The sequence below is a fragment of the Nonomuraea sp. NPDC050556 genome, assembly GCF_044457355.1.
Lineage (GTDB): Bacteria > Actinomycetota > Actinomycetes > Streptosporangiales > Streptosporangiaceae > Nonomuraea.
In genome coordinates this window covers 2,349,660-2,374,632 of record NZ_JBITGU010000001.1, presented here as the reverse complement: position 1 = coordinate 2,374,632, position 24,973 = coordinate 2,349,660, and the positions used below count along the sequence as shown (strand labels likewise).

Genomic DNA, 24,973 nt, shown 5'->3' with positions numbered 1-24,973 from the left:
ACACCCGAATTGCGTAGCGTCAAGAATATGTAGCCTCTCGAACGAGGGCGGCGGTGCGCGGGCAGCCGCGCGCCTCCAGCCAGTCGGCGAGCGCGGCGAGCTCGTCGGGCTTCGACCTTCCCGGACGCAGCGCCTCGTAGACGCGCAGCACGTCGTCGTCGGACAGCGTCGCCAGCTCGGCGGCCCGGCGGAAGTTGTCGGCGAGCTGCGGGTTGCCGTGCTCGTCCGCGACGTCGGCCTGGTAGCGCAGCGTCTCGGGGCTGATCCTGGTCATCGGCTCAGTTCCTCCGGCCCCGCGCCCGTGCAGTGGCCGCGCTCGATGGCGACCAGCGCGACGACCTGGGTGTGGTAGCGGGCCTCGATGGCCTCGTCGGTGTACGGATTACGGGCCGGGGCGGGCGTCAGGCCGCGGGCGTGGCGTGCGGCGTTGGCGCCGAGCAGGCGGTAGTCGGCTGGGGCGAGGGCGGGGGCCACGGAGTAGAGCTCCAGGTTGGCGAGGGGCGCGAGGTCGCGGCGGTGGATGAGCGCGGTGCCCTTGCCCTGCAGCCCGATCCCGATCCCCGACCCGGACAGCCGCGCTGCGGCCAGGCCGATCTGGCCGAGGTCGAGCGTGTCGTTGAACCGCACGATCCGTCCGGTGCAGCCCTCGTCGGCCAGCCCGGCGAGGAGCTCGTCGAGCACGTCGAGCACGAGTTGCCCGGACATGGTGAGCCAGATGTCGCGCCCCGTGGCGGGGGAGACCCCGATGACCACGTCACGCGGATCCGTGCCCGGCCCCGCAGGACCGACGACGCGCAGGGGAGTGGCCGGGCGGCGGGCGAGTTGGGCGGTGCGGAAGTCCTCGACCGACCGGGCCTGCCGGATCGCGTCGATCTCCGCCTGCCTGGCCGGGGTGGGCTCGTAGCCGGTCCCGGGACCCGCGTAGTCGTTGGGGTCAGTCACCGCCGACAGCACCCGCATCTCCTCGTCGAAGATCGCCGCAGGCTGCAGGTGGTCGCCGACCAGCCGCGCCTCCAGCATCGCCCGCAGCCGCCCGGCCTCCATCCCGAAGCCGGTCTCCAGCAGCCCCCTGACCACGTCGTCCATGGTCAGCCCCATCGCCCGGATCTTGCCGGCGGCCTCGACCGCCGCCGACCCGTCCGACGAAGGAAGATCCTTCGACCCGGCCGCGTCAACAGCCGCCTCCACCTCGGCGTCTGTAAACGCATAAAGCCCGAAATATCCATACACGCTCTGCACGGCCCGTGCCGCCCGCCTACGCAACTGCTCCAACCCCGAAGCAGTACGCAGCCCCGCGTCCACCCCCCAGTCCCGCTGCATCACCAGGAAGTCGTCGACGTCCTCGGCGTTCCACTGCGACGGCCCGAACATGTTGTCGTACCGCTGGATCGACCCGAACCCGGAACACACGTAGTCGGACCCGGCCAGCAGGATCGGCAACGTCCGCGACGTCCGCCGCACGTCGGACTCCGACATCAACGCGTCGTTCCCCGAGCAGGACTCCAGCCCCCGCGCCATCACCATGACGTTCTCCGCCATCAGCTCGCGCACCCCACCGGGCACCGCCCCGGCCACGCTCGCGCCGTCGATGCCGCCGTTCTGCACCCCCTGCGCCCCCATCGCCTTGGCCAGCGACACGCACCGCGACTCCAGGTAGAGCATCGAACGCCGCTCGGGCTCACCCATGAGCACCTCGGCCCCCGCCCCGCTGGTGACCCGCATCTTGATCCCCCGCGAGGCGTAGGCGGAGGTCAGGAACGCCTTCGACCACGGCGTGTCGTCCCCGTCGGTGAACGCCTGCGAGGTCCCGTACAGCGAGATCGTCTCGGCGTAGGAGACGAAGCCGCGCATGCCCAGCTCCAGCTCCATCGCCTCCTCCACCGAGCACTGCACCAGCACCCCGGCGGCGCCGCTCGCCGACCCGATGCTGACCGCGACCGCGTTCGACCACGCGTCGGCCAGCACCGGCACGGTCGTTTCCAGCTCGCGGAACCCGAACGCGGCGGCCGTCGCCGCGTCGGCCGCCAGCAGCAGCGGGTCGTCGAGCCGGTTGGTCACGTGCGCCTGGTTGGCCGGGGTGCGCCGCACCCGCAGCTTCGTCATCGCCATCGTCAGCTCCGCCGGGCGCAGCAGCGCGATGACCCTGGCCATCTTCGCCGGAGTCAGCCCGGCGCTCAGCCGTACCACCTCCTGGCGGGGAACGGACGGATCCACCATCAGCCGCGCCAGGTCCACGTCGGACAGCGCCATCGCCTCCCCGGCCACCGCGAGATCGAGCCCGTGCGCCGCGATGAACCGGTCGATGGAGTCGAACCGCTCGGCAGGCACCCCGTCCATCTCGGCGACACGCCCGTCGACCACGGTCAGCGAGGGTTCAGGGTCGTACGGCGAGCGGAAGGCCACCAGGCCGAGCGCGGGATCGGGTACGGCGAAGCCGTCGAGGTTGACCCGCTGGGCGTCCATGAACCGCACCCGGCCGATGGGCCTCATCGTTCGTGCGCCTCCTCCAGGATCGTGCGTCCGATCAGGGCGTACCGCTCAGGGCTGCGCCATCGCAGGACCAGCCCGATGACCAGCCCGATCAGGAAGATCCCCACGATCAGGTAGGGGATCGCGGTGAACACCGGGCTGCTCGCCGCCGCACCGGCGGCGAACTCGATGTTGCTGAACAGCAGGAACACCACGTACCCCATGCCGAGCGCGCCGATGATCGGCGAGACCAGCGTGCGCCACCAGTGCTTCGTCTCCGGATGGTGGCCCCTGACGTGGAAGTAGAAGATCACCGCGATCGAGCAGATCGTCTGCACGATCAGCAACATCGCGGTCCCCAGCAGCGCCATCAGCCCGTACAGGAAGAAGTAGGCGACGTCGGGGGCGAGCTTGGTCGGCTGCTGCAGCGCGAAGAAGCCCACGGTGATGAGCAGCGTGATCACCGACTGGACGATCGAGGCGACGTGCGGCGAGCCGTGCGAGGCGTGGGTCGCGCCGAAGGACCGCTTGAGCCCTGCCGACCCCTCGCGGCCCATCGCGTAGATGTAGCGGGAGGCGGCGTTGTGGAAGGCCAGCGCGCACGCGAACGACCCGGCCACCGCGAGGATCAGGTAGAGGCTCTTGGCCCAGCCGCCGAGGAAGGACTCGGTGATGCCGTACCACAGGTCGAAGGCGTTGCCGGTGCTGCCACGGGCGACGGCGATCGCCTGCGCCTTGCCGTTGGCCGCCACGCAGAGCCAGGAGATGATCGTGTAGAAGACGCCCAGGCCGATGACCGCGATCATGGTGGCCTTGGGGACGATCTTGCGCGGGTTGCGCGACTCCTCGCCGTACACCGCCGTGGTCTCGAAGCCGACCCACGACCAGAACGCGAAGAACAGCCCGATCGCGGCGCTGCCCGCGATCCCCGCTGCCGCGTCGTCGGCCACGGACTGGAAGGCGGTCGCCGGGTTGAGCGCCTCGGGCAGCAGGCCGTCCGGGCCGCCGCCCTGGAGCAGGATCGACAGGCCCAGCAGGGTCAGGATGGTGATCTCGGAGATGAGGAAGACGCCGAGCAGCTTGCCCGACAGGGCGATGTTGCGGTAGCCGAGGACGCTGATGATCACGATCGCGGCCACCGCGTACCAGATCCAGCTCAGAGCAGGCCCGCCGAACCCCTCGACCGCGTTCTTGGCGAAGGAGGCGAAGATGCCGATGAGCGAGGCCTCGAAGACGATGTAGGCGACGGTCGCCATCAGCCCGGAGATCATGCCCCAGAGCTGGCCCAGCCCGTGCGAGATGAAGCCGTAGAACGTGCCTGTGGCGGTGATGTGCCTGGCCATCGCGGTGTAGCCGACCGCGAAGATGCTCAGTACGACGGTGGCGAAGCCGAACGCCATGGCCACGCCGATCCCGTCGCCGTAGCCGACGGCGATGGGGACGTTGCCGGTCATCGCGGTGATCGGGGCCGCGTTGGCCACGGCCATGAACAGGACGGCGAACAATCCCACGGCTCCCGGCTTGAGCCTGTGGACCTTCTCCTCGGTTGTGCTCACGGGTCCTCCTTTGTGGCAGGCCCCCGAGGTCGTCACGCGAATGCTGACATTTATTGGTAGTCAAGTTCAATGGCCTGTTTCTTACGCTTTGTTACGATCTCTTGACGGCTTTGGTTGGACCGTATACATCTCGGACGTAGACCTCATCGCGAACCGTTAGGGCGTTTCCATGCTCGACTTCGCATTTGAGTCCAAGGCCGACATGCTGGCCAAGTCCAAGGAATACTGGAACCCGGGTAAGACCCAGTTCTGGGAGGACTCCGGCATTCCCCTGGTCATCGACCGGCGGGAGGGGTACTTCCTCTACGACGTCACCGGCAAGCGCCTCATCGACGTGCACCTCAACGGCGGCACCTACAACCTCGGCCACCGCAACCCCGAGGTGGTCTCCGCCGTACGGCACGCTATGGACCGTTTCGACATCGGCAACCACCATTTCCCCTCCCTGGCCCGCACGGCGCTCGCCGAACGGCTCATCAGGACCGCACCGCCGGGCCTCAGCAAGGTGATCTACGCCAGCGGCGGCGGCGAGGCCATCGACATCGCGCTCAAGACCGCCCGCCACACCACGGGCAGGCGCAGGATCGTCTCGGTGATCAAGGCCTACCACGGGCACACGGGCCTGGCCGTCGGCACCGGCGACGACCGCTTCTCGCGGCTCTTTCTGTCCGACCGGCCCTCCGAGTTCACCCACGTGCCGTTCAACTCGCTGGAGGCGATGGCCGAGGCGCTCGCGCCCGGCGACGTCGCGTGCGTGATCATGGAGACGATCCCGGCGACGTACGGTTTCCCGCTGCCCGACCCGGGTTACCTGGAGGGCGTCAAGAAGCTGTGCGAGCGGTACGGCACGCTGTACATCGCCGACGAGGTGCAGACCGGGCTGATGCGTACCGGCGAGTTGTGGGGGATCACCAAGCACGGCATCGCCCCGGACATCCTGGTCACCGGCAAGGGCCTGTCCGGCGGCGTCTACCCCATCGCGGCCGTGCTGGTCAGCGAGCGCTGCGCCGGATGGCTGACCGAGGACGGCTTCGCCCACATGGCGTCGTTCGGCGGCGCCGAACTGGGCTGCGTGGCCGCGATGACGACGCTGGAGATCTGCAACCGGCCCTCGACACGGTCGATGGTGCACTACATCAGCGCCGAGATCGGGCGCGGGCTGGCCCGCATCATGGCGGACAACGCCGGATGGTTCACCGGGATCCGGCAGAACGGCCTGGTCATCGGGCTCGAGTTCGACCATCCCGAGGGGGCCAAGCTGGTGATGCGCAGCCTCTACGAGCACGGGATCTGGGCGATCTTCTCGACGCTGGACCCGAAGGTGCTGCAGTACAAGCCGGGCCTCCTCCTCGATCCCGGGCTGGTGGAGGAGATCCTGGACCGCACCGCGCACGCGGTCGCCCTGGCGCGGCCGTGATGCTCGACCACGCCCGCTGGGCCGCCCGCGCCTACGCCACGTACTCGAAGGACGCCGTGGACCGGATCGTGGCCGCGGTCGCCAGGACCGCCGCCGACCATGCCGCGAAATATGCGGAATGGGCGGTCAGGGAGACCGGGCTCGGCGTCGCCGAGCACAAGGTCGTCAAGAACCTGGCCTGCTCGACCGGGCTGCCGCCGTCGGACCACGTCTCTCCCCGCGTCGACGCCTCAGGAAAGATCGTTTCTGTGCCCCGGCCCGCCGGGGTGGTGCTGGCGCTCACGCCGTCCACGAACCCGGTCGCCACGGTCTACTTCAAGGTCCTGCTCGCGCTGATGACCCGCAACGCGATCGTGGTCAGCCCGCACCCGCTGGCCAGGGAGTGCTGCGCCGACGCCGCGCGGCTGCTCGGCGAGGCTGCGGTGGCCGCCGGGGCTCCGGACGGGGTGGTGCAGGTGGTGACCGAGCCGACGATCCCGCTGATCGAGTCGCTGATGGGTGACGTGGATCTGGTCCTGGCGACCGGCGGGCCTGACGTGGTCCGGGCCTCCTACCGGTCCGGCACGCCCGCGCTCGGGGTCGGGCCGGGGAACGTGCCCGTGCTGGTGGACCGTACGGCGTCGGTGGAGGAAGCGGCGCGGGAGATCGCGGACAGCAAGAGCTTCGACCACTCCATCCTGTGCACCAACGAGTCCGTGCTGATCGTCGAGGACGCGGTGCACGACCGCCTGGTCGCCGCGCTCGCCCGGCACGGCGCACACCTCGTGGACCCCGACGGGCTGCGGGTCGCGGTGGGGGAGCGGGGCAACATCGGGCAGAGCGCCGCCTCGATCGCGGAGCGGGCCGGGCTGCGGGTGCCGCCGGGCACGCGGGTGCTGCTCGCGCCGTTCGACCTGGTGGTGCCCGAGGAGCCGCTGGCGCGGGAGAAGCTCATGCCGGTGCTCGGGCTGGTGCGGGTGCCGTCCCTGGCGGCCGGGATCCGGGCGGCGCGGGCGGTGCTGCGGATCTCGGGCGCGGGGCACTCGGCGGCGATCCACAGCACCGACCCAGCGGCCGTCCTGGAGTACGGCGCCGCCGTACCCGCGCTGAGGGTCGTGGTGAACACGGGCAGCAGCCTGGGCAGCGCGGGCATCACGACCGGGCTGGCCGCGTCGATGACCATCGGCACCGGGTACATGGGCGGCTCGTCCGTGGGCGAGAACCTCACCCCGGGCCACCTGGTCAACTGGACCCGCGTCGCCTACCCGGCCGACGCCCCCTTTCCCGACTTTTCGGGAGAGGACCCCTGGGCGGCCGTGCAGGGAGCGACCCCGCCGTACCCCCAAGCCTCCAACAGCCTGCGAGCCCCCGCGCGGGACACGGCGCTGCGGGAAGAAATACGGCGGCTGATCCTCGAAGAGCTGCAAGCCCTGCGAGGCCGCTGATGGCCGAGCTGCGTTCGTTCATCTTCATCGACCGCCTCCAGCCGCAGACCCTCTGCCACCTCGGCACCTGGGTGCGCGGCACACCCCCGCGCCTCGGCGTCGCCGCCCAGATCGTCGAGGTCGCACCGGGCCTCGACGTCGAGCCCCTCACCGACATCGCCCTCAAGCACGCCGACGTCCGCGCCGGAATCCTGCTGGTCGAGCGCCAGTACGGCTACCTGGAGTTCCACGGCCAGACCGCCCAGGTCCGCGCCGCGGCGGAAGCCGTACTCGACGCCCTGGACACCACACCGGCCAGCGCGGAACGCCCCGAGGTGCTGGCCGCGAAGGTGGTGCCGCGGCTCGACGGCCAGCACGCCTTCCTCATCAACCGCAACAAGCTCGGCTCCATGGCCCTGCCGGGAGAGTCGCTGTTCGTGCTGGAGTGCAGGCCCGCCTCCTACGCCGTCCTCGCGGTCAACGAGGCCGAGAAGCGGGCCGAGATCAAGGTCGTCGACTACCGCATGACGGGCGCCACCGGCCGGGTCTACCTCTCCGGAGGAGAGTCCGACGTACGGCAGGCGGCGGAGGCCGCCTTGGAGGCGCTGTCGTGAACACCGAGGAGCTGCGCGCCCTGATCCGCGAGGTGCTGCACGAGGTGCTGGCCGAGGAGAAGCCCGTGCACCGCGTCGAGCGGGGCGCGGTCACCGAGCGGCACGTGGCTGCCGCGGCGAGCGCGGGCGCGACGCTCGTCCTGGGGGCGGGAGCCGTACTCACCCCGCTGGCCAGGGACCGGATCCGGGCCACGGGAATCACCGTGGAGAGGGAGGCCAAGCCATGATCCGCGCGACCGTGGTCGGCAGCGTGTGGGCCACCAAGCGGCTCGTCGGCGTCCCGTCGGGCGCCTTCCTGGAGGTCGAGACGGACAGCGGCGCCCGGCTGGTCGCCTACGACGTGCTCGGCAGCGGCCCCGGCGAGCAGGTGCTCATCGTCCAGGGCTCCGTCGCGTCGTCCTACTTCCAGGGCATCGACGCACTGATCATCGGCTCCATCGACTGAAGGGGACTCCAATGGCGAACAACGCGATCGGCCTCATCGAGACCAAGGGCTACGTGGCCGCGCTGGCCGCCGCCGACGCCATGGTCAAGGCGGCCAACGTCACCATCGTCGGGCGCGAGCAGGTCGGCGCAGGACTCGTCGCCGTCACCGTGATCGGCGACGTCGGCGCGGTCAAGGCGGCCACCGAGGCGGGCGCCGAGACGGCCTCAGCCGTGGGCGAGCTGGTGTCCGTGCACGTCATCCCGCGCCCGCACGCCGACCTGACCCGCGCCTTCCCCGTCGCGGCAGAGCATGACTGAACTGCGGGTCCACCTGCTCGTCGAGGACCTGCAGCCGCAGTTCGCCGCCTACCTCGCGACCCCCGTCAGGGCCCGCGGCTACCCTCCGGCGCAGGGCCAGCACGCCCTCTTCGTCGAGGTCGCGCCCGGCCTGGCCATCGAGCGCGTCACCGACCTGGCGCTCAGGTCCGTTCCCGGGGTGGAGCCCGGGCTGCTGTTCGTCGAGCGGCAGTTCGGCGTGCTGGAGGTGCACTCGTCCGACCTGGAGGAGGTACGGCGGGCAGGACGCGCGATCCTCGACGCGCTGGGTCCTGGAGGGCTGTCCCCGCAGGTGCTGTACCAGGACGTCATCGAGGACCTCACCGACCAGCACGCCGTGATCGTCAACAGGAACCGGCAGGCGTCGATGGTCCTGCCCGGCCAGACGCTGCTCGTGCACGAGATGACCCCGGCGTTGTTCGCCGCCCAGGCGGCCAACGAGGCGGAGAAGGCCGCGCCGTCCATCACAATCGTGGACGTGCAGATGATCGGCGCGGCGGGCCGCCTCTACCTGAGCGGCACCACCGGCGACATACTCAAGGCGCGGGAGGCTCTATGAACGATCAGGCGGTACGGCTCGCGCTACCGCGTTACGCCCTGTCGCCCCGGGCCACGGCCACGCTGATCAACGTCTCCGAGAACACCACCTACCTGGTCGAGGACGGCGGCGCCGCGACGATCCTGCGGGTGCACCGCCCCGGCTACCACGCGGTCGAGTCGATCAGGTCGGAGCTGGCGTGGCTGACGGCGCTGCGCGAGGAGGCGGGCATCAGCACCCCGCGGGTGGTCCCGGCGACCGACGGCTCGCTCGTGGTCGAGGGGCCGCGCAACTGCGTCATGTTCGAGTACCTGCCGGGCACGGAACCGCCGGAGCACCGCCTGGTCGAGGACTTCGAGGAGCTCGGCGCGATCACCGCGCGCATGCACCTGCACGCCCGCGCGTGGCGCCGCCCGCCCGGCTTCACCCGCTTCACCTGGGACTACGACGCCGCCTTCGGCGCCGAGGCGCGCTGGGGCCGCTGGCAGGACGGTCCTGGCGTCGGCCACGCCGAACGCGAGATCCTCGGCCGCCTGGACAAGACGCTGCACACCCGCCTGTCCCGCTACGGCACGGACCGCGAGCGGTTCGGGCTGATCCACGCCGACCTGCGCCTGGCCAACCTGCTGACCGACGGCCGGCGCACCAGCGTGATCGACTTCGACGACTGCGGCTTCGGCTGGTACCTCTACGACCTCGGCGCCGCACTCAGCTTCATCGAGCATTACCCGCAGGTCCCCGCCATGATCGAGGCGTGGACGCGCGGCTACAGGACCGTGTGCGACCTGCCCGCCGAGGACGAGCGGGAGATCTGGACGTTCGTGATGTTCCGCCGGCTGCTCCTGGTGGCCTGGATCGGCTCCCACTCCACTGTCGACGTCGCCAGGGAGCTCGGCGCCGGATACACCCAGGGCAGCTGCGAGCTGGCCGAGCGCTATCTGGGAGGGCTGTAGATGTTCACGTCGCTGGCCGGGCGCTCGGTCGTGGTCACCGGGGGCACCAAGGGGATCGGAAGGGGCATCGCGGCGGTCTTCGCCCGCGAGGGCGCCCGCGTGCTGGTCACCGGGCGGCACCCGGTCGACGGCCTGCCTCCAGGCGTGGCGTTCGCCGCGGGGGACGTCGCCGACGCGGAGTCCTGCGAGCGGATCGCCGACCTGGCGGTCTCGCTGCACGGCGGCATCGACGTGTTGTGCGCCAACGCCGGGATCTTCCCCGACAAGCGGCTGGAGGACATGACCGCGGCCGACATCGACGAGGTGCTCGGCACCAACCTCAAGGGCACGATGCTGGCGGTCAAGGCCTGCCTGCCCGCCCTCACCGCCTCCGGCAGGGGCCGCGTCATCCTCACCTCGTCGATCACCGGGCCCGTCACCGGCTTCCCCGGCTGGACCCACTACGGCGCCAGCAAGGCGGGCCAGCTCGGCTTCATGCGGACGGCGGCCATGGAGCTCGCGCCGCGCGGCATCACCGTCAACGCCGTCCTGCCGGGCAACATCCTCACCGAGGGCCTGGCCGACCTGGGCGAGGACTACCTGCGCGGCATGGAGGCCGCCATCCCGCTGCGCCGCCTGGGCACCGTCGAGGACATCGGGCACGCCTGCCTGTTCCTGGCCGCCGAGGAGGCGGGCTACATCACCGGGCACTCCCTCGTCGTCGACGGCGGCCAGGTGCTGCCGGAGTCGCAGGACGCGCTGGGCCAGATGTAGTGGGCGACGTCTCGCAGGCCAGGCGCGAGCTCCTCGCCATGATCGCCTCCGGCGCGCTGCAGCCGGGGGCGCGGCTCGGGGGCGAGCGGGAGCTGGCCGTACGGCTGCGCGTGAGCCGGACGACGTTGCGCCAGGCGCTGGCGTCGCTGGAGGAGGCGGGAGCCGTACGGCGGGTGCCGGGCAGGGGCGGCGGGACGTTCGTCAGCCACCCCATGGTCGAACGGGACCTGTCCACGGTCGTCGGGGTGCCCGCGCTGCTGCGCGACCAGGGCTTCACGGCAGGGTCGCGCGTGGTGAGCGCTGCGCTGACCCCGGCCGGCGAGCTGACGGCCGCCGCGCTGGGGCTGGACACCGGGGCGCTGGTGGCCGAGATCGTCCGCATCCGGCTGGCCGACGGCGTGCCGCTGTCGCTGGAGCGCGCCCGCCTGCCAGCTGCGTTGTTCCCCGGACTGCTGGAGCTTCCCCTCGGCGGCTCGCTCTACGAGCTGCTGGAGGTCAGGTACGGCGTGCGCCCGGCTGAGGCGATCGAGCGCATCGAGGCGGTGGTGTGCGCGCCAGAGGAGAGCGCGGTGCTCGACCTGCCCTCCGGAACCCCGGCGCTGGCGATCACCCGCACGGCCTTCGACACGTCCGGCCGCCCCTTCGAGTACTCCCGCGACCTGTTCCGCGCCGATCGCACGAGAGTGCTGGTCCGCATCCCCGGCGCCGTGGGCACGGCAGAGTCCGCGCGGGCCAACGGCCGTCTCATCACCCTGCCCGTCACGGAGAACGGGGTGTGATCCGTTCCTCCAGCGAGAACAACCGCGCCTCAGCCGTGTCCAGCGCGATGCGCAGAGCGCCGGTCACCGTGGCCTCCTCGCCGAGCCCCGACGCGCGGACCTCGGGCAGGTTCAGGCAGCGCGGCTCCAGGAACCGGGTCAGCGCCGGGACGAACAGGTCCTCGGCAGCCGCCACCGCCCCGCCCACGAGCAGCCTGCGCGGGTCGTAGGCCAGCGTGATCGCCGCCAGACCCGGCGCGATCAGCGCGGCGAACCGGTCGACCTCGCCCAGCGCCGCCGCGTCCCCGGCCCTGGCTGCCTGGATGATCCTGGCCGCCTCGTCCCCGTGCGTGGTCCCGGTGACCCCGGCGAAACTCAGCGGGTGGTCGCGTACCCGCTCCCAGCCCAGCTCCCCGATCCACCCGAACTCCCCGGCCGCGCCGTTGTAGCCCCGGTAGAGGCGGCCGTCGATCACGATGGCCGCCGAGGTGCTGCGGCCCACGCTGACCCAGACCAGGTCGTCCACCCCGACGGCCGCGCCGCGCCAGCGTTCCGCCATGACGGACAGGTTGATGTCGTTCTCCACCACGACCGGGCAGCCGACCAGGTCGCGCAGCTCGGCGGCCAGGTCGAGGTCGCTCCACTCGGGCAGGACCCGGCAGAGCGACACGACCCCGTCGTCCCGCACCAGACCGGGCGTGCCGACCGCCATCGCCAGCAACCCGGCCCCGGCCTGAGCCGAGGCCGCGCTGACGGCGGTGCGGGTGGCCGCGAGCCTGGAGGCCCGCGAGTCGGTACGGCTGGCACGTTCCCGGTGCCGCGCCACCACCTGACCGTCCAGGTCGGCGATCTCCACCGCGACCTGGTGCGCCCCGATGTCGACCGCCATGACCCGGCCGGCCTCGGCGAGGAAGCGGAACGTCCGCGCCGGCCGTCCCATCCGCCCCGCGTGCTCGGGCGGCACCTCCAGCACCCAGCCGTCGGCCGTCAGCCCGTCGAGCACGGCCTCGCCGGTCGAGCGGGACAGCCCGGTCAGTTCGAGCACGCGGCTGATGGTCAGCGCGCCCTGGCCGTGCATGGCACGCAACGTCGCCACCTCGTTGAGGCGGCGCATCAGGGCGGGATCTGCGGTCCTGGGGGTTGGCATGGAGCCCTTCACCGATCATTGTCCGACTTATCACGGACCCTAACCGAAGTGAGGGACTCCATGCCATCGATCAGCCGAGGAACAGGTAGTCGGCCTTGTACGGCGACGAGGCGCGGTCACCGTCGGTGCAGGGACCGGCGGGCGCGACGCCGCGCTGGGTGTTGAGCCGCAGCACCTGCGTGGCCTGCGACAGCAGCCCGGTCGCCGCCCCCGACTGGCTCACCTCCAGCACCAGCTCGGGGATGTTGCCCGTGCCGTTGGGGAACCGGCCGAAGACCGAGGACACCTGCACCGAGCTGTGGTCGGCCGCCACCCACTGCGGCGGGCCCGTCACCGGCTGGACGAAGCTGTGGTCGATGCCGAACTTCAGCTTCGCGGTCACGCCGAACTGGCCGAAGGCGTTGTTTGCGCAGATGTAGATCTGCGATCCGAGCAGCACCTCGGCGCTGAACGAGCGCGGGTGGGTGAACGGCGCGCCCGACACCGTGGCCTGGACGGCGCCGCCCGGAGCCTCCAGGCTCGCCCGCTGCCCGTCGAGCTGCCGCACCGGCCGCGCCTTGCCGGAGATGCCGGTCAGGTTGGCCGGCAGCCCGGTCTTGGTGGTGAACAGCTCGGTCCTGGAGTAGGCCCCGTCGCTGACCGTGCCGGCGGTGGGCGCCTGGACGCCCTGCCAGGTGATCGTGTAGTCGAGCGCCGAGCTCGACGGGCGCAACCACCAGGTCGCGCTCCGCGTCCCGGTCGCCTCGGCAGAGAAGGTCGCCTGGTCGGCGCCCTGCAGCACGCCGCGCAGGTCCACCTTCCTGCTCACCTGGTGGAACTGCCCGCGCGCCGCCCCGCTGGGAAACGCGGAGTTGTGCAGGTCGGCGTAGAAGCCGGTGGGATCGGCCGCCAGCGCCGACAGCACCGCCGGGTCGGCGGTCGCGGTGCCGGACACGCCGAGCGCGTTCGCCGGGAGCTGCCCGTCGACCAGGTCGAGCTTGACCTCCCCGTTGACGCCCTTGGCGCCGAGATGGATGTCGGCCAGCTTCGGCGCGTCCAGCTTGTCCCAGCGGATGGCGAACGACACCTGGTCGCCGGCGACCCTGAGCGCGACGGTCGCGCTGCCGTCCGGGTCGCCTGCCGTACCCACCTCGTTGGCGCCGCGGAGGCCGGCGACGAGGAAGACCTCGCCGTCGGCGCTCGCCTGCGCGGGAGGGACTAACGCCAGTCCGAGCAGCCCGGCTGCGAGGACGGCGAAGGCACGAGAAAGCATGATGAGAACCCCTTTTCCGGCCGTGGTACGGCACGGCCCCAGTGCTCCCACCCTCGCCGCGGCACCGACTTGCACTACAGGTCCGGTGCCCGCCCGCTTTACCGGAACAGCGGTCCTGCCAGCTCCTTGGCCTGCCTCCTGGCCAGGTCGGCCGCCTCGTGGTCGCCCGCGGCGGCGCAGGCGTCGGCGAGCGCCGACAGCGTCTTGGCCTCGTAGTACGGCATGCGGGTCGTCCGGTAGAGGGCGAGCGCCTCGCGCAGCCGTTCCACCGCGCCCTGCGCGTCGCCCTCGGCCAGCGCCAGGACGCCCAGCTCGGCCACCGCCTCGGCGGCGCACCACTGGTTGTGGTTGGTCGCCCTGATCACCTCGAGCACCTCCTCCAGGAGCCCGCGGGCGCGCGGGTCGCCCTGGGCGATGTAGACGGCGCCGAGCGTGATGTCCAGGTGCGCCTCGTTGAGGGTGTCGCCGGTGCCGCGCAGCAGCTCCTTGCCCGCCAGCAGGTGGCGTTCCGCCTCGTCGAGGTCGCCCGACGCGGTGCAGGCCAGGCCGAGCCCGCGCAGGGCGATCGCGCGCTGCCTGATCATCCCGGCCCCTGCCGCCAGGTCCCGCATGCGCAGGAACAGCTCGACCGCCTCGCCGGTGCGTTCCCGGTAGACGCTGATCAGGCCGAGCTCCCACAGCGCGGCCACCTCGGCCGGGCCGAAGCCGTGCCGCTCGGCCAGCGCCAGGCACTCGCGCAGGGCGGCCGTGCCCTCCTCGACCTCGGCGCGCATGCGGTGCATCTGGCCGATGAGCATGAGGGCGTCGGCCTCGCCGCGCGCGTGCCCGAGCCCGGCGAAGATCTCGCGCGCCCGACCGGCCACCTGGACGCCCTCCACCTGCTGCGGCCCCCTGATCAGGTACCCGGCCAGCCCGCGCAGCGCGACCGCCTCGCCCAGCGGGTCGCCCGCCTCCCTGCAGGCCTCCAGCGTCATCCGGTGGGTCTGCTCCCAGTCGTCGAAGTGGTTCCTGAAGTCGAGGTAACCGGCGAACGCCGCGCACAGCCGCCACGCGAGCCCGGCCAGCCCGGACTCGCAGGCCAGCGCGATCGCCGCCACCAGCGCGGCGCGCTCGGCGTCGAACCAGGCCAGGGCGTCCTCCACCGGCTCGACGTGGCGGCGTTCCGTGACCGGCTCCATGCCGTGGGACGGCAGGCCGGCGTCGGCGCGTTCCGCGTGTTCGAGCCAGGCGCCGAGCGCCCTCTCCAGCGCGGCCCGCCGTACGCCGGGGGAGAGGTCGTGCTCCGCCGCGTAGAGACGGGTCAGGTCGTGGAAGTGGTAGCGGTCCTCGGCGACCTCGTCGAGCAGCCGCGCGTCGACCAGCTCCTCGACGACGCCCGGCGGGCAGACGGCGTGCGCGGCGAAGGCCGGGATCCAGGGCTGGTCGAGCAGGGCGAGCAGCGGGAACGCGGCCCTGGCGTCCCTGCTCAGCCCCTCGCGGCTCAGGGCCAGGCTGGCCCGCACCTCCAGGTCGCCCACCGCCAGCTCGCTGAGCCTGCGCCGCTCGTCGCTCAGCAGGACGGCGAAGCGCGACAACGACCACAGCGGCCGGGCGGCGAGCCTGGCCGCCGCGATGCGCACCGCCAGCGGCAGCCGCCCGCACAACCGGACGATCTCGGCGGCCGCCTCCGGCTCCGCGCGCACCCGCGCGGCGCCCGCGATCCCGGCCAGCAGGTCCACCGCCCATTCCGGCTCGAACACCTCGATCTCGGCGTGGCGCGCCCCTTCCAGCCCGGACAGCCGCCTGCGGCTGGTGACCAGCACGGCGCATCCGGCGTTGCCCGGGACCAGTGGCCTGACCTGGCCCTCGTCGGCCGCGTCGTCCAGCACGACCAGCACGCGGCGGCCCGACAGCCGGGAGCGGAACAGCGCGGCCCGCTCCTCCACGCCGTCGGGGATCGCCGTGCCCTCCACGCCCAGCGCACGCAGGAACCTGGCCAGCACCCGGCCGGGCGGGGCGCCCTTGAGCGAGGCGAACAGCTGCCCGTCGGGAAAGTCCGTCCGGTGCGCCACGTGGACGGCGAGGGCGCTCTTGCCCACGCCAGGCCGCCCGCTGATCGCCAGCAGCCCGCCCCTGCGCAGGTCGTCGACCAGCCCGGCGACCTCCGCGTCGCGGCCGGTGAAGTCGGCGATGTCGAGCGGCAGCTCGCCCGGCACGGTCTCCTCGGACAGGATCATGCGTTCCAGCTCGCGCAGCTCCGTCCCGGGCTCGATGCCCAGTTCGGCCACCAGGAGGGCGCGCGTCTCGCTGTAGACCTGCAGCGCGGCTGCCTGCCTGCCCGACCGGTACAGGGCCAGCATGAGCTGGGCGCGGAACCGCTCGCGGAGCGGGTGCGCCGTCACCAGCGCGGTCAGCTCGGGGACGGCCCTGGCGTGCTCGCCCGCCGCCAGCTCGGCCTCCATGTGCAGCTCGTGTACGGCCAGCCGCCGCTCCTCCAGGCGTTGCCGCTCGCCGTACAGGAAGTCGAACCCGTCGAGAGCGGGGCCGCGCCACAACGCCAGGGCCTCCTTGAGCTTCCCGTCCGCGACCAGCTCCTCGAAGCGCTCCACGTCCAGCTCGCCCGGCCGTACCACGACCGCGTAACCAGGCGGAACCCGCACGATCCGGTCGTCGCCGATCGCGCGTCGGACCTGATGCACGTAGGTCCGCACGTTGTATGCGGCCGACGGCGGCGGCGAGCCGTCCCACAGCGCGTCGGCCAGCCGGTCGACGGAGACCGGCGCGCCGGGCTCGCACAGCAGCATCGCCAGCAACGCGCGCGCCTTCGGCGGGAGCGGGCCGGAGGGGCGCACCTCCAGAGCCCCCAGGATCCCGAACTCCATACAGGGCAGTATGCGGCCTCTATACCTTCTGTACGGCGTTGAAGAAGCGTGGGCGACATGGACCTTCGCCTCGTGCAGCGCAGAACGCTCCGCGTCCTCATCGTCTCCCAGATCGTCGGCACCATCGTCATGGGCATCCTCGGCCCGGTGCTGCCGCTGCTCGCCGAGCAGATGACCGGCTCGCAAACCCTCGCGGGCCTGTCCCAGGCGCTGATTACCTGCGGGGCGATGGTCTTCAGCATCGTCCTGGCCCGCCTCGCCGTACGGCACGGCCGTCGCGTCGGCATCGCGACCGGCTCGCTGCTCAGCGCGACCGGCATCCTGCTGATCGTGCCCGGTTACCTGGGCGGCGACTTCCCGCTCGTCCTGCTCGGCTCGCTGCTGGCCGGGGGCGGCATCGCGGCCGGGCTGCAGACCAGGTTCGCCGCCACCGACCTGGCCGAGAAGCCGGGGCGGGCGCTCGGCGTGCTGCAGTGGGCCTCGCTGGCCGGAGGGGTGTCGGGGCCGCTGCTCATCCCGTTCGCCGACCGGCTGATCCCCGGGCTGCCGCCGATGACCGGGCTGTTCATCGTCATCGCCGCGCTCCTCGTGCTCGGCGCCACCGTCGTGGCCGCCGGGCTGCGGCCAGACCCGCTGCACCTGGCGGGGACGCCGGAGCGCACCTCGATCAGGAAGGCGCTGGCGACGGTCCGCTCGATCCCGGCGGCGCGGCGCGGGCTGGTGGCGATGGTGACCACGCACGCGGTGATGATCTCGCTCATGAACATGGCGGGCATCCACCTGCACCACCACGGGGCCGACCTGGCCGCGATCGGCGTGGTGATCAGCGCCCACGTGGCGGCCATGTTCCTGCCTGGGCCGCTGGTGGGGTACCTCGCCGACCGGTTCGGTGCCGAGCGGCTGCTCGCCGCCGGGCTGATCATCCAGCTCGGGTCGGCCGTCGTTCTGCAGGCCGGCGACGGGCCCGTGGTGGTGGGGGCCGGGCTCGTACTCCTCGGTGCGGGCTGGTCGGCGGGGTTCATCGCCGGGTCCACGCTGCTGACGACCGCGGTGCCGGTCGGGCGGCGGGCGATGGCGCAGGGGGCGTCCGACTTCGTCATGCAGCTCACGGCGGCGGGCGGGGCGCTGCTCGCGGGGACCGTGGTGTCGTTGTTCGGCTACCAGGGGTTGGCGAGGGTGGTGGCGGTCATCCTGCTCGTGGTGATTGGTCTGCTCGGGGGGCGCATCATTGGACTTGTTCGGAGGACCATCGGGTCGGCAGGATCGCGGGTATGAGATTTTCGCACGCTCCTGAGATCTGGGCCGACTTTCCCACGCTGGCTGCCGGGGTGGTCCACGCCCGGTATACGTCGGTCGCCGACCGGGTGGACTTCTACACGGCACGCGCTTTTCAGGGACCTGAGGCCGAGTTGCCGGAGATCCAGGCGTGGCGGCGGGCGTTCTCGCAGATGGGGTTGAAGCCGACGCAGTACCGGTGCGCTTCTGAGTCGTTGTTGCGGCGGCTGCGTAAGGAGGGGGTGTTGCCTCGGGTGCACCCCTTGGTGGACCTGTGCAACGCGATCTCGGTGGCTTTCGCGATCCCGGTGGCGGCGATCGACGTGTCTCGGGTGGCGGGGTCCCTGGAGGTGCGGTACGCCAAGGGGGACGAGACGTACCAGACTTTTGGTGGCTCGCTGGAGAACCCGGCCCCTGGTGAGGTGATCTTCGCCGACGAGAAGGGGCAGGCGCACGCGCGCCGGTGGACCAACCGGCAGAGCGGGTTGTCGGCGGTGAGTGGCAGCACGTCGGAGGTGCTCATCATCGCCGAGGGCCTGCACGCAGGGGCTGCGTCCGACGTGCGCCGCCTGGTGGACACCGTGGTCTCCGAACTGGGCGGCACCGCAACAGTCCTCAGCGCCGACGCCCCGGCATTCGACTGGTGATCGCCCCGGCGGGTCAGGGGGTGAGGGTGTGGAGCAGGCGGTGGGCTAGTTGGGTGTTGCGGCGGTGGCCCACGCGCTGCACCGCCGTCTGCAACGCCTCCCGCTGCCCCACCAGCACCACCCACGCCCGAGCCCGCGTCACCAACGTGTACAGCAGCCGCCGACGCAGCATGATGCCCCCCGCCTCCGCCACCACCGGGGCCACCACGAACGGGTACTCGCTGCCCTGCGCCCGGTGCACGCTGATCGCGTACGCGTGGGTCAGCTCGTCCAGCTCCGAGAACCCGTACGACACCTCCACCCCGTCATCCGTACGCACCGACAGCCGCCTCTCCTCCTGCACCACCTCGGTCACCACCCCCGTCTCCCCGTTGAACACCCCTTTGTCGTAGTTGTTGCGGATAGGCATCACCCGGTCCCCGACCCGGAACACCACCGGCCCCGCCCAGCACTCCGCCACCCCGTCGCGCGCCGGGTTCAGCCGCTCCTGCAGCATCCGCCCCAACGCCAGCGTCCCCGTGTCGCCCCGCCGCATCGTCCCCAGCACCTGCACCTGCTCGGGCGTCACCCCCTGCTTGGCCGGGATCGCCTCCGTCGCCAGCCGCACCACCCGCGAGGCCACCCGCGTGGGATCGTCGACCTCCTCGAACCAGAACCCACCCCCACCCGGCAGAACGGGCATCGACCCCGTCCTGATCAGGTGCGCGGCGCGGATGATGCCGCTGTCGGCCGCCTGGCGGAAGACGTGGGTGAGCCGCATCCGCGGCACCTCCTCCACCGCCAGCAGGTCCGCGAGCACGCTCCCCGGCCCGATGCTCGGCAACTGGTCGCTGTCGCCGACCAGCAGCAGGTGCGACCCCGACGGGATCGCCGAGCACAGCCGGGTGGCCAGCGCGAGGTCGAGCATCGACGCCTCGTCGACCACCACCAGGTCCGCCTGCACCGGCGTGCGGTCGAACAGCACGTCGGGGTCGGGCGTGTGGCCGAGCATGCGGTGCACGGTCATGGCGGGCTGCCCGGTCAGCTCGGACAGCCGCTTGGCCGCCTTGCCGGTGGGCGCGGCGAGGGTGACGGTGCCGCCCATCGCGCGTACGGTCGCCGCGATCGCCTTCACCGTGTGGCTCTTCCCGCAGCCGGGGCCGCCGGTGAGGATCGAGACCGTGCTGGTCAGCGCCATGTTGACGGCGGCGAGCTGGTCGTCGTGCAGCGACGCGTCCTCCTTGAACGGCCGCATCGGCAACGTCGAGCGCGCCCCGGACAGCCTGGCCACCTGCGCGGCCAGCGCCACCTCGCGGCTGTGCAGCTCCTTGGTGTAGACAACGGTGTGACCCGAGTCGTCGGCCTCGACGACCACCCTGCGCTCTGCGGTCAGCGCGTCCACCCCGCGCCGTACGACATCAGGGCCCTGCTCCAGCAGCTCGCCGGCCAGGGTGACCAGGGCGGTCACGGTCAGGTGGCAGTGCCCGTGCCTGGCGGCGGCCGTCTCCAGGGTGTCGAGGATGCCCGCGCCGATGCGTTGCGGGCTGTTCTCCGGTACGCCGGAGCGCAGCGCGATGCGGTCGGCCGTGGCGAAGGCGATGCCCCGCACCTGGCCGATCAGCTTGTACGGATCACCGCTCAGGACCTCGCGGGACGTCGAGCCGAAGACCTGGTAGATCTTGGCGGCGAGGAGCGGGCTGACGCCATAGCCCTGCAGCACGACCATGAGGTCGGCGATGTCCTTCTGCTCGCGCCACGCCTCGACGATCTGCGCCTGCCGTACGGGGCCGATGTTGATGACCTCGACCAGGCGCTCGGGGGCGGCGTCGATGACCTTGAGCGCGGTGTCGCCGAAGTGGCTGACGATCGCGTGCGCCAGGCGCGGGCCGATGCCGCGGATCAGACCTGAGCCGAGGTAGAGCTGGATGGCGTGGACGGTGGCGGGGATGACGCGCTCGCAGGAGGTGACGGTGAAGCGGGGGCCGTGGCGCGCATGCTCGCCCCATTCGCCGGTGAGCTCCACGGTCTCACCCGGCTGCACCCCGGCGAGCGCCCGCCCAACAGCCACAAAACTCCGCACCCCCCGCCCCGCATGCACCTCCGCCCCACCCTCGCGGTCGTCAGCCGTCGGGAAGCCGGGCACGCCCTCGGCGCTCATGCGCGCGACGGTGTACTCGTCTTCCCTGACGTATACGAGCTGCTCGACGGAGGCCTCCACGACAGGAATCCAATCAGCCGCGACCGACAGAACGCCCGGAGATCCCGCCACCACGATGGTCCTCGGTGGCGGGGCGGGTCGGGCGGGCCTCGGTGGTGGGCCAAGCGGGGCGGGGCTCGGGGGAGTGGGTGGGAAGGGGGGCTGGGGCGAGGGTGGGGTCCGGGGAGAGGGTGGGGTTGGGGGGAGGGGTGGGGCTGGGGGCGTGGGCGGTGGAGGCGCGGACGACCAGGCGTGGAGCGAAGACGTGGTCCACGTGCGGTGCGTGGAAGCCCTGCAACCGCTGCCCCAACGCCTGCGCCACCGCCGTAGCCATCTGCTCCACCGGCTGCTGCACCGTCGTCAACGCCGGGTCCCCGTGCGCCGCCAGATACGAGTCGTCATAACCGATCACCGAAACATCCCCAGGCACCGACAACCCAGCCTGCCGTACCGCCGCGACCGCCCCCAGCGCCATCAGGTCGCTCCCGCAGATGATCGCCGTCGCCCCCGTCTCGAGCAGCCGGCGGGCAGCCGCGTGCCCCCCGGTCAGCGAGTAGTCCGACTCGACGTAGAACGCGTCATGAACCGCGCCGAAAGAGCGCCGCATCTCCCGCCAATACCCCGTCAGCCGGTTGTGGGAGGGACGCAGGTAGCCCTGCCCTCCAGCCAGCCCGATGCGGGTGTGCCCCAGCTCCCTCAGGTGCGACACCGCCATCGCCGCGCCCAGCGCCTCGTCGGTGCTGACGGTCGAGACCGGCAGGTCGTCCACGCGCCCGCCGACCAGCACCATGGGGATGCGCTGCTGGTGGAGCTGCCAGTAGAAGCCGTGGTCCGCCGCCGGATTGGCATGACGTCCCGAGATGAGCACGAGGCCCTGGATGCCCCGCCGTACCAGGGCGGAGATGTAGTCGAGCTCGGTCGGCCCCTTGGCCGTCGAGCTGCCGATCAGCGCCGTGACGCCCTGCGCGCCGAGCTTGGCCTCGATCGCCCCGGCGAGCAGCGGAAAGACCGGGTTGTCCAGCTCCGGAACGATGATCCCGACGAACGGCTCCACGGTCGGGGCGATCAGCCCGTGCTCTCGCATACCCTGCAGGACTCTGGCCCTGAGCTCCTCGGACACGCCTGGCCTGTCGTTGAGCACCCTGCTCACCGTCGCGGCGCTCACCCCCACGCGGGCGGCGATCATGCGGACGGACGGACGTGTCACGAGCGGCCCTTCGAGAAAAGACTGAAACATGTTGCGAGGTGTTGCGAGCCCATTTGCGCTGTTCCTAGGGTCCAAGGAGACGAAGGAGCAGTAACAGCATGGGCTATCGAGAAACACTCTGCAACACGGTGGCGCACCACGACGGCTCGCCCCTGTACGTCACGAACCCGTCGCCACAAGAGGGCGATCACGTGACCGTATATATCCGGACAAAAGATCATATAAAGGCCGTGTACGCCCGCACGGCGCCCGACGGCGAGCCCCGTTTCACCGAAGCCACCGTGGATCGCCGGACGCCGGAAGAGATCTGGTGGCGCTGCACGATCAGCATGGTGAACCCCGTGTGCAACTACCGTTTCCTCCTGCACACGGCCGAAGGCCCGCTGTGGTTGACGGCGGCCGGTCTGTCCCGCCTGGACGTGCCGGACACCACCGACTTCCTCCTGACCACCTACCCCGGCCCGCCGAAGTGGGCGGCCGACGCGGTGATCTACCAGATCTTCCCCGACCGCTTCGCCCGCTCGGGCCGCGTCACCGCCCAGGACCCGGAGTGGGTACGGCGAGCCGACTGGGACGACCCCATCCCCTGGGGCCAGGACGGCGCGCTGCAGCAGATCTACGGCGGCGACCTCTGGGGCGTCACCGAGCACCTCGACCACCTGGCCGACCTCGGCGCGAACCTGATCTACCTGACCCCGTTCTTCCCCGCCCGCTCCAACCACCGCTACGACGCCACCACCTTCGCCCACGTCGACCCGCTCCTGGGCGGCGACGAGGCGCTCGCCGCCCTCAGCGCGGAGGCGCGTAGAAGGGGCATGCGGGTCATCGGCGACATCACCCTCAACCACTCGGGCGACGGCCACGAGTGGTTCCAGAGCGACCGCGACGACTTCTACTACGTGGACGGCGACGACTACGCCACGTTCGCCGGAGTCAAGACGCTGCCCAAGTTCGACCACCGCTCCCCGGAACTGCGCCGCCGCCTCTACGACGGCCCTGACTCGGTGATCGCCCGCTACCTGGAGCACCTGGACGGCTGGCGCGTCGACGTCGCCCAGTCGGCAGGACGCCACGGCGCGATCGAACTGAACGACGAGGCGGCCAGGCTCACCAGGGCCACGATGGCGGGCCATGACGCGTTGTTGCTGGCCGAGCACCAGTTCGACGCCTCACGAGCGCTGCGCGGCGACGGCTGGCACGGCACCATGTCCTACGCCGGTTTCGCCAGGCCCGTCTGGTCGTGGCTGGCGAAGGAACGTTCCACCGAGTTCTGGGGCGTTCCCGGCCCCATCCCGCAGTACGGCGGAGCCGACATGGCCGAGGTGATGCGGCGTTTCTCCGCACTCATCCCGTGGCGCGCGTTCACCCACAACCTGACGTTGCTCGACTCGCACGACACCGCCAGGTTCCGCTCGGTCGCCGGACGCGACCACCAGCACCTCGGCGCAGCCCTCCTGTTCACCCTGCCCGGCCTGCCGATGATCTTCGCGGGTGACGAGGTCGGCGTGGAGGGCGTGCACCTGGAGGACGGCCGTCGCCCCTTCCCCTGGGACCGCGCCCGCTGGGACGAGGGCACCTACGCGGTCTACCGGCAGCTGGTACGGCTGCGCCGCGAGCACGAGGCGCTCGGCACCGGCGGCCTGCGCTGGCTGCACACCGGCCCCGACGTCGTCGTCTACGAGCGCGCCACCCCGGGCGAGACCCTGATCGTCCAGGTCAGCAGGTCATCACACGAGCCGATGAAGGCCGCGAAGGCCGCAGCCAGCCTCACCGGCGGCCCCGACCTGACCCCAGGCGCCCCCATGCCGGGCGACGGCCCCGCCTTCCACGTCTGGGAGCTCGAAGCATGACCTGGAAGCCAGAGGGAGCGAGAAGCATGATCGACGTACTGAGCGGCGTGCGCTCGGAACATCTGGGCAACACGCGTGACGTCTTCGTCTACACCCCGCAGCCACTGACGGCCGGGCCGTACCCGGTCGTGTATCTCCAGGACGGCCAGCACGTGTTCGCCGGAGCGGGCCTGGAGCCGAGCTGGCGGCTGGACGAGACGCTCGACCGGCTGATCGCCGACGGTGTCCTGCCGCCGCTGGTCGCCGTCGGCGTGTCCAACGCAGGAGACGAGCGCGGCGCCGAGTACTCGCACGTCGCCCCCTACCCTCGCGACCCGCGCGGCCGTTTCGTCGGCGAGCTGTACGAACGGTTCCTCGTCGAGGAGCTCATGCCGCTGGTCCGCGAGAGGTACCCGACGACGGACGACCCGGCCCTGACGGCGGTGATGGGTTCGTCGATGGGCGGCCTGGTGAGCTACCACCTGGCCTTCCGGCGTCCCGACGTGTTCGGCCTGGCCGCGGTCATGTCGCCGTTCCTCGTCTTCGTGGACCCGGAGACCCTGGAGGAGACGCCCGTCCACCGGCATTTCTCCCGTAAGGGGCCGGGCCGGGTGTGGGTCGACATCGGCGGCATGGAGGGACTGATCACCGCCCACCACGCCAGAGCCCTGGTCGACGAGCTGCTCGCGCTCGGCTACACCCCTGACGACGAGCTGCGCTACCGCCACGACCCCGGCGCGCCCCACCACGAGAGCGCCTGGCAGGAGCGCGCCGCCAGCGCCCTCCTGCACCTCTTCGGTACGGAAGGTCCCGCGGTACGGCGAGCGGACGGCCAGACGGACACGACGGTCGCCGTGGGCCAGACGGTCGACCTGGCGCCCGCCGTCGTCAGGGCGGACGGCTGCACCTACTCGGCGCTCTCCGCGGATCTTTCGTGGGCCCCGGAACACCTGCTGAAACCGGCGGGCGCGGCGCGGGCGACCGCTTTGACGCCCGGCACCGCACAGGTGACCGCCACCATAGGACAGGTCCTTGAGGTGGGGGATACGCACGTCACCGTCGAAGCAGGCGACCCCACGGCGACCCTCGACGTCACCGTCGTCACCGCGCCCGACATTTCCGACACCGTCTATTTCTCCGGCCTTGTCACCACCCGGCAAGCCCCAGGCATCCACCACGGCACCTGGAACCTCCCCCGGGGTCTCGGACTGAACGGCACCGTGGGCAGAGGCTGGCGCTGCGACGGGCTCGACGCCGACGGACAACCCATCAGAAACCCCTTCAGGCACGACCGGGACCGCCGCCTCGTCGTCAGGGTCGACGCCTGGACCGACCCCCACTCAGGATCATGAGGAG

22 protein-coding genes are annotated in these 24,973 nt (G+C 71.6%); 14 read left to right on the top strand and 8 right to left on the bottom strand.

Annotated features, from left to right (window positions below):
* Nucleotides 1–19: 19 nt before the first annotated feature.
* The 3 genes from ACIBG8_RS11630 to ACIBG8_RS11620 are packed head-to-tail and all read right to left on the bottom strand — an operon-like array spanning nt 20 to nt 4,025.
* Complete coding sequence (locus ACIBG8_RS11630) at nt 20–274, bottom strand: diol dehydratase small subunit (RefSeq protein ID WP_397342604.1); 255 nt, start codon at nt 272–274, stop codon at nt 20–22.
* Nucleotides 271–2,490: a propanediol/glycerol family dehydratase large subunit gene (locus ACIBG8_RS11625; RefSeq protein ID WP_397342603.1), complete on the bottom strand. Its 2,220-nt coding sequence runs from the start codon at nt 2,488–2,490 to the stop codon at nt 271–273. Before ACIBG8_RS11625 ends, ACIBG8_RS11630 begins: the two co-directional genes overlap by 4 nt.
* On the bottom strand, nt 2,487–4,025 hold the full coding sequence (locus tag ACIBG8_RS11620) for an APC family permease (protein WP_397342602.1): 1,539 nt from the start codon (nt 4,023–4,025) through the stop codon (nt 2,487–2,489). The genes ACIBG8_RS11625 and ACIBG8_RS11620 overlap by 4 nt, the downstream gene beginning before the upstream one ends.
* A gap of 169 nt (nt 4,026–4,194) precedes the next feature.
* Between ACIBG8_RS11620 and ACIBG8_RS11615 the strand changes: the two genes are divergently transcribed.
* The 10 genes from ACIBG8_RS11615 to ACIBG8_RS11570 are packed head-to-tail and all read left to right on the top strand — an operon-like array spanning nt 4,195 to nt 11,244.
* Nucleotides 4,195–5,442 (top strand): aspartate aminotransferase family protein, encoded by a 1,248-nt coding sequence (locus tag ACIBG8_RS11615; RefSeq protein WP_397342601.1) that lies wholly within the window; start codon nt 4,195–4,197, stop codon nt 5,440–5,442.
* The gene (locus ACIBG8_RS11610; RefSeq protein ID WP_397343925.1) at nt 5,442–6,866 is read left to right on the top strand and encodes an aldehyde dehydrogenase family protein; all 1,425 of its coding nucleotides are present in this window, start codon (nt 5,442–5,444) and stop codon (nt 6,864–6,866) included. The genes ACIBG8_RS11615 and ACIBG8_RS11610 overlap by 1 nt, the downstream gene beginning before the upstream one ends.
* Nucleotides 6,866–7,459, top strand: a complete 594-nt coding sequence (locus ACIBG8_RS11605; RefSeq protein ID WP_397342600.1) for a BMC domain-containing protein — start codon at nt 6,866–6,868, stop codon at nt 7,457–7,459. The genes ACIBG8_RS11610 and ACIBG8_RS11605 overlap by 1 nt, the downstream gene beginning before the upstream one ends.
* The gene (locus ACIBG8_RS11600; protein ID WP_397342599.1) at nt 7,456–7,686 is read left to right on the top strand and encodes a hypothetical protein; all 231 of its coding nucleotides are present in this window, start codon (nt 7,456–7,458) and stop codon (nt 7,684–7,686) included. The genes ACIBG8_RS11605 and ACIBG8_RS11600 overlap by 4 nt, the downstream gene beginning before the upstream one ends.
* A complete protein-coding gene (locus ACIBG8_RS11595; RefSeq protein WP_397342598.1) occupies nt 7,683–7,904 on the top strand; it encodes a EutN/CcmL family microcompartment protein in 222 nt (73 codons plus the stop codon). Before ACIBG8_RS11600 ends, ACIBG8_RS11595 begins: the two co-directional genes overlap by 4 nt.
* An 11-nt stretch (nt 7,905–7,915) precedes the next feature.
* On the top strand, nt 7,916–8,203 hold the full coding sequence (locus ACIBG8_RS11590) for a BMC domain-containing protein (RefSeq protein ID WP_397342597.1): 288 nt from the start codon (nt 7,916–7,918) through the stop codon (nt 8,201–8,203).
* Nucleotides 8,196–8,780, top strand: a complete 585-nt coding sequence (locus ACIBG8_RS11585; RefSeq protein ID WP_397342596.1) for a microcompartment protein — start codon at nt 8,196–8,198, stop codon at nt 8,778–8,780. Before ACIBG8_RS11590 ends, ACIBG8_RS11585 begins: the two co-directional genes overlap by 8 nt.
* The gene (locus tag ACIBG8_RS11580; RefSeq protein WP_397342595.1) at nt 8,777–9,712 is read left to right on the top strand and encodes a phosphotransferase enzyme family protein; all 936 of its coding nucleotides are present in this window, start codon (nt 8,777–8,779) and stop codon (nt 9,710–9,712) included. The genes ACIBG8_RS11585 and ACIBG8_RS11580 overlap by 4 nt, the downstream gene beginning before the upstream one ends.
* Nucleotides 9,713–10,465, top strand: coding sequence for a 3-oxoacyl-ACP reductase FabG (fabG, locus tag ACIBG8_RS11575; protein WP_397342594.1), 753 nt, complete (start codon nt 9,713–9,715; stop codon nt 10,463–10,465).
* The gene (locus ACIBG8_RS11570) at nt 10,465–11,244 is read left to right on the top strand and encodes a GntR family transcriptional regulator (protein ID WP_397342593.1); all 780 of its coding nucleotides are present in this window, start codon (nt 10,465–10,467) and stop codon (nt 11,242–11,244) included. Before fabG ends, ACIBG8_RS11570 begins: the two co-directional genes overlap by 1 nt.
* Here ACIBG8_RS11570 and ACIBG8_RS11565 read toward each other — a convergent pair.
* The 3 genes from ACIBG8_RS11565 to ACIBG8_RS11555 all read right to left on the bottom strand — a co-directional run bounded on the left by ACIBG8_RS11565 (nt 11,225) and on the right by ACIBG8_RS11555 (nt 16,483).
* The gene (locus tag ACIBG8_RS11565) at nt 11,225–12,370 is read right to left on the bottom strand and encodes an ROK family transcriptional regulator (RefSeq protein ID WP_397342592.1); all 1,146 of its coding nucleotides are present in this window, start codon (nt 12,368–12,370) and stop codon (nt 11,225–11,227) included. The genes ACIBG8_RS11570 and ACIBG8_RS11565 overlap by 20 nt on opposite strands.
* A 70-nt stretch (nt 12,371–12,440) precedes the next feature.
* A complete protein-coding gene (locus ACIBG8_RS11560; RefSeq protein ID WP_397342591.1) occupies nt 12,441–13,622 on the bottom strand; it encodes a CHRD domain-containing protein in 1,182 nt (393 codons plus the stop codon).
* Nucleotides 13,623–13,720: 98 nt separating this feature from the next.
* Nucleotides 13,721–16,483: a BTAD domain-containing putative transcriptional regulator gene (locus ACIBG8_RS11555; RefSeq protein WP_397342590.1), complete on the bottom strand. Its 2,763-nt coding sequence runs from the start codon at nt 16,481–16,483 to the stop codon at nt 13,721–13,723.
* A 57-nt stretch (nt 16,484–16,540) separates the two neighbouring features.
* On the opposite strand from ACIBG8_RS11555, the gene ACIBG8_RS11550 reads away from it, so the two are divergent.
* Nucleotides 16,541–17,758 carry an MFS transporter gene (locus ACIBG8_RS11550; RefSeq protein WP_397342589.1) on the top strand — a complete coding sequence of 406 codons (1,218 nt, stop codon included), beginning with the start codon at nt 16,541–16,543 and terminating at the stop codon, nt 17,756–17,758.
* Nucleotides 17,755–18,405 carry a B3/4 domain-containing protein gene (locus ACIBG8_RS11545; RefSeq protein ID WP_397342588.1) on the top strand — a complete coding sequence of 217 codons (651 nt, stop codon included), beginning with the start codon at nt 17,755–17,757 and terminating at the stop codon, nt 18,403–18,405. Before ACIBG8_RS11550 ends, ACIBG8_RS11545 begins: the two co-directional genes overlap by 4 nt.
* 13 nt (nt 18,406–18,418) lie before the next feature.
* Here the strand turns inward: ACIBG8_RS11545 and ACIBG8_RS11540 are convergent, their stop codons facing one another.
* Complete coding sequence (locus tag ACIBG8_RS11540) at nt 18,419–20,602, bottom strand: ATP-dependent RecD-like DNA helicase (RefSeq protein ID WP_397342587.1); 2,184 nt, start codon at nt 20,600–20,602, stop codon at nt 18,419–18,421.
* 13 nt (nt 20,603–20,615) lie between these two features.
* A complete protein-coding gene (locus tag ACIBG8_RS11535; RefSeq protein WP_397342586.1) occupies nt 20,616–21,788 on the bottom strand; it encodes a LacI family DNA-binding transcriptional regulator in 1,173 nt (390 codons plus the stop codon).
* Nucleotides 21,789–22,018: 230 nt separating this feature from the next.
* On the opposite strand from ACIBG8_RS11535, the gene ACIBG8_RS11530 reads away from it, so the two are divergent.
* Nucleotides 22,019–23,638, top strand: coding sequence for a glycoside hydrolase family 13 protein (locus tag ACIBG8_RS11530; RefSeq protein ID WP_397342585.1), 1,620 nt, complete (start codon nt 22,019–22,021; stop codon nt 23,636–23,638).
* A 26-nt stretch (nt 23,639–23,664) separates the two neighbouring features.
* Nucleotides 23,665–24,969, top strand: coding sequence for an alpha/beta hydrolase (locus ACIBG8_RS11525; protein WP_397342584.1), 1,305 nt, complete (start codon nt 23,665–23,667; stop codon nt 24,967–24,969).
* Nucleotides 24,970–24,973: the final 4 nt, after the last annotated feature.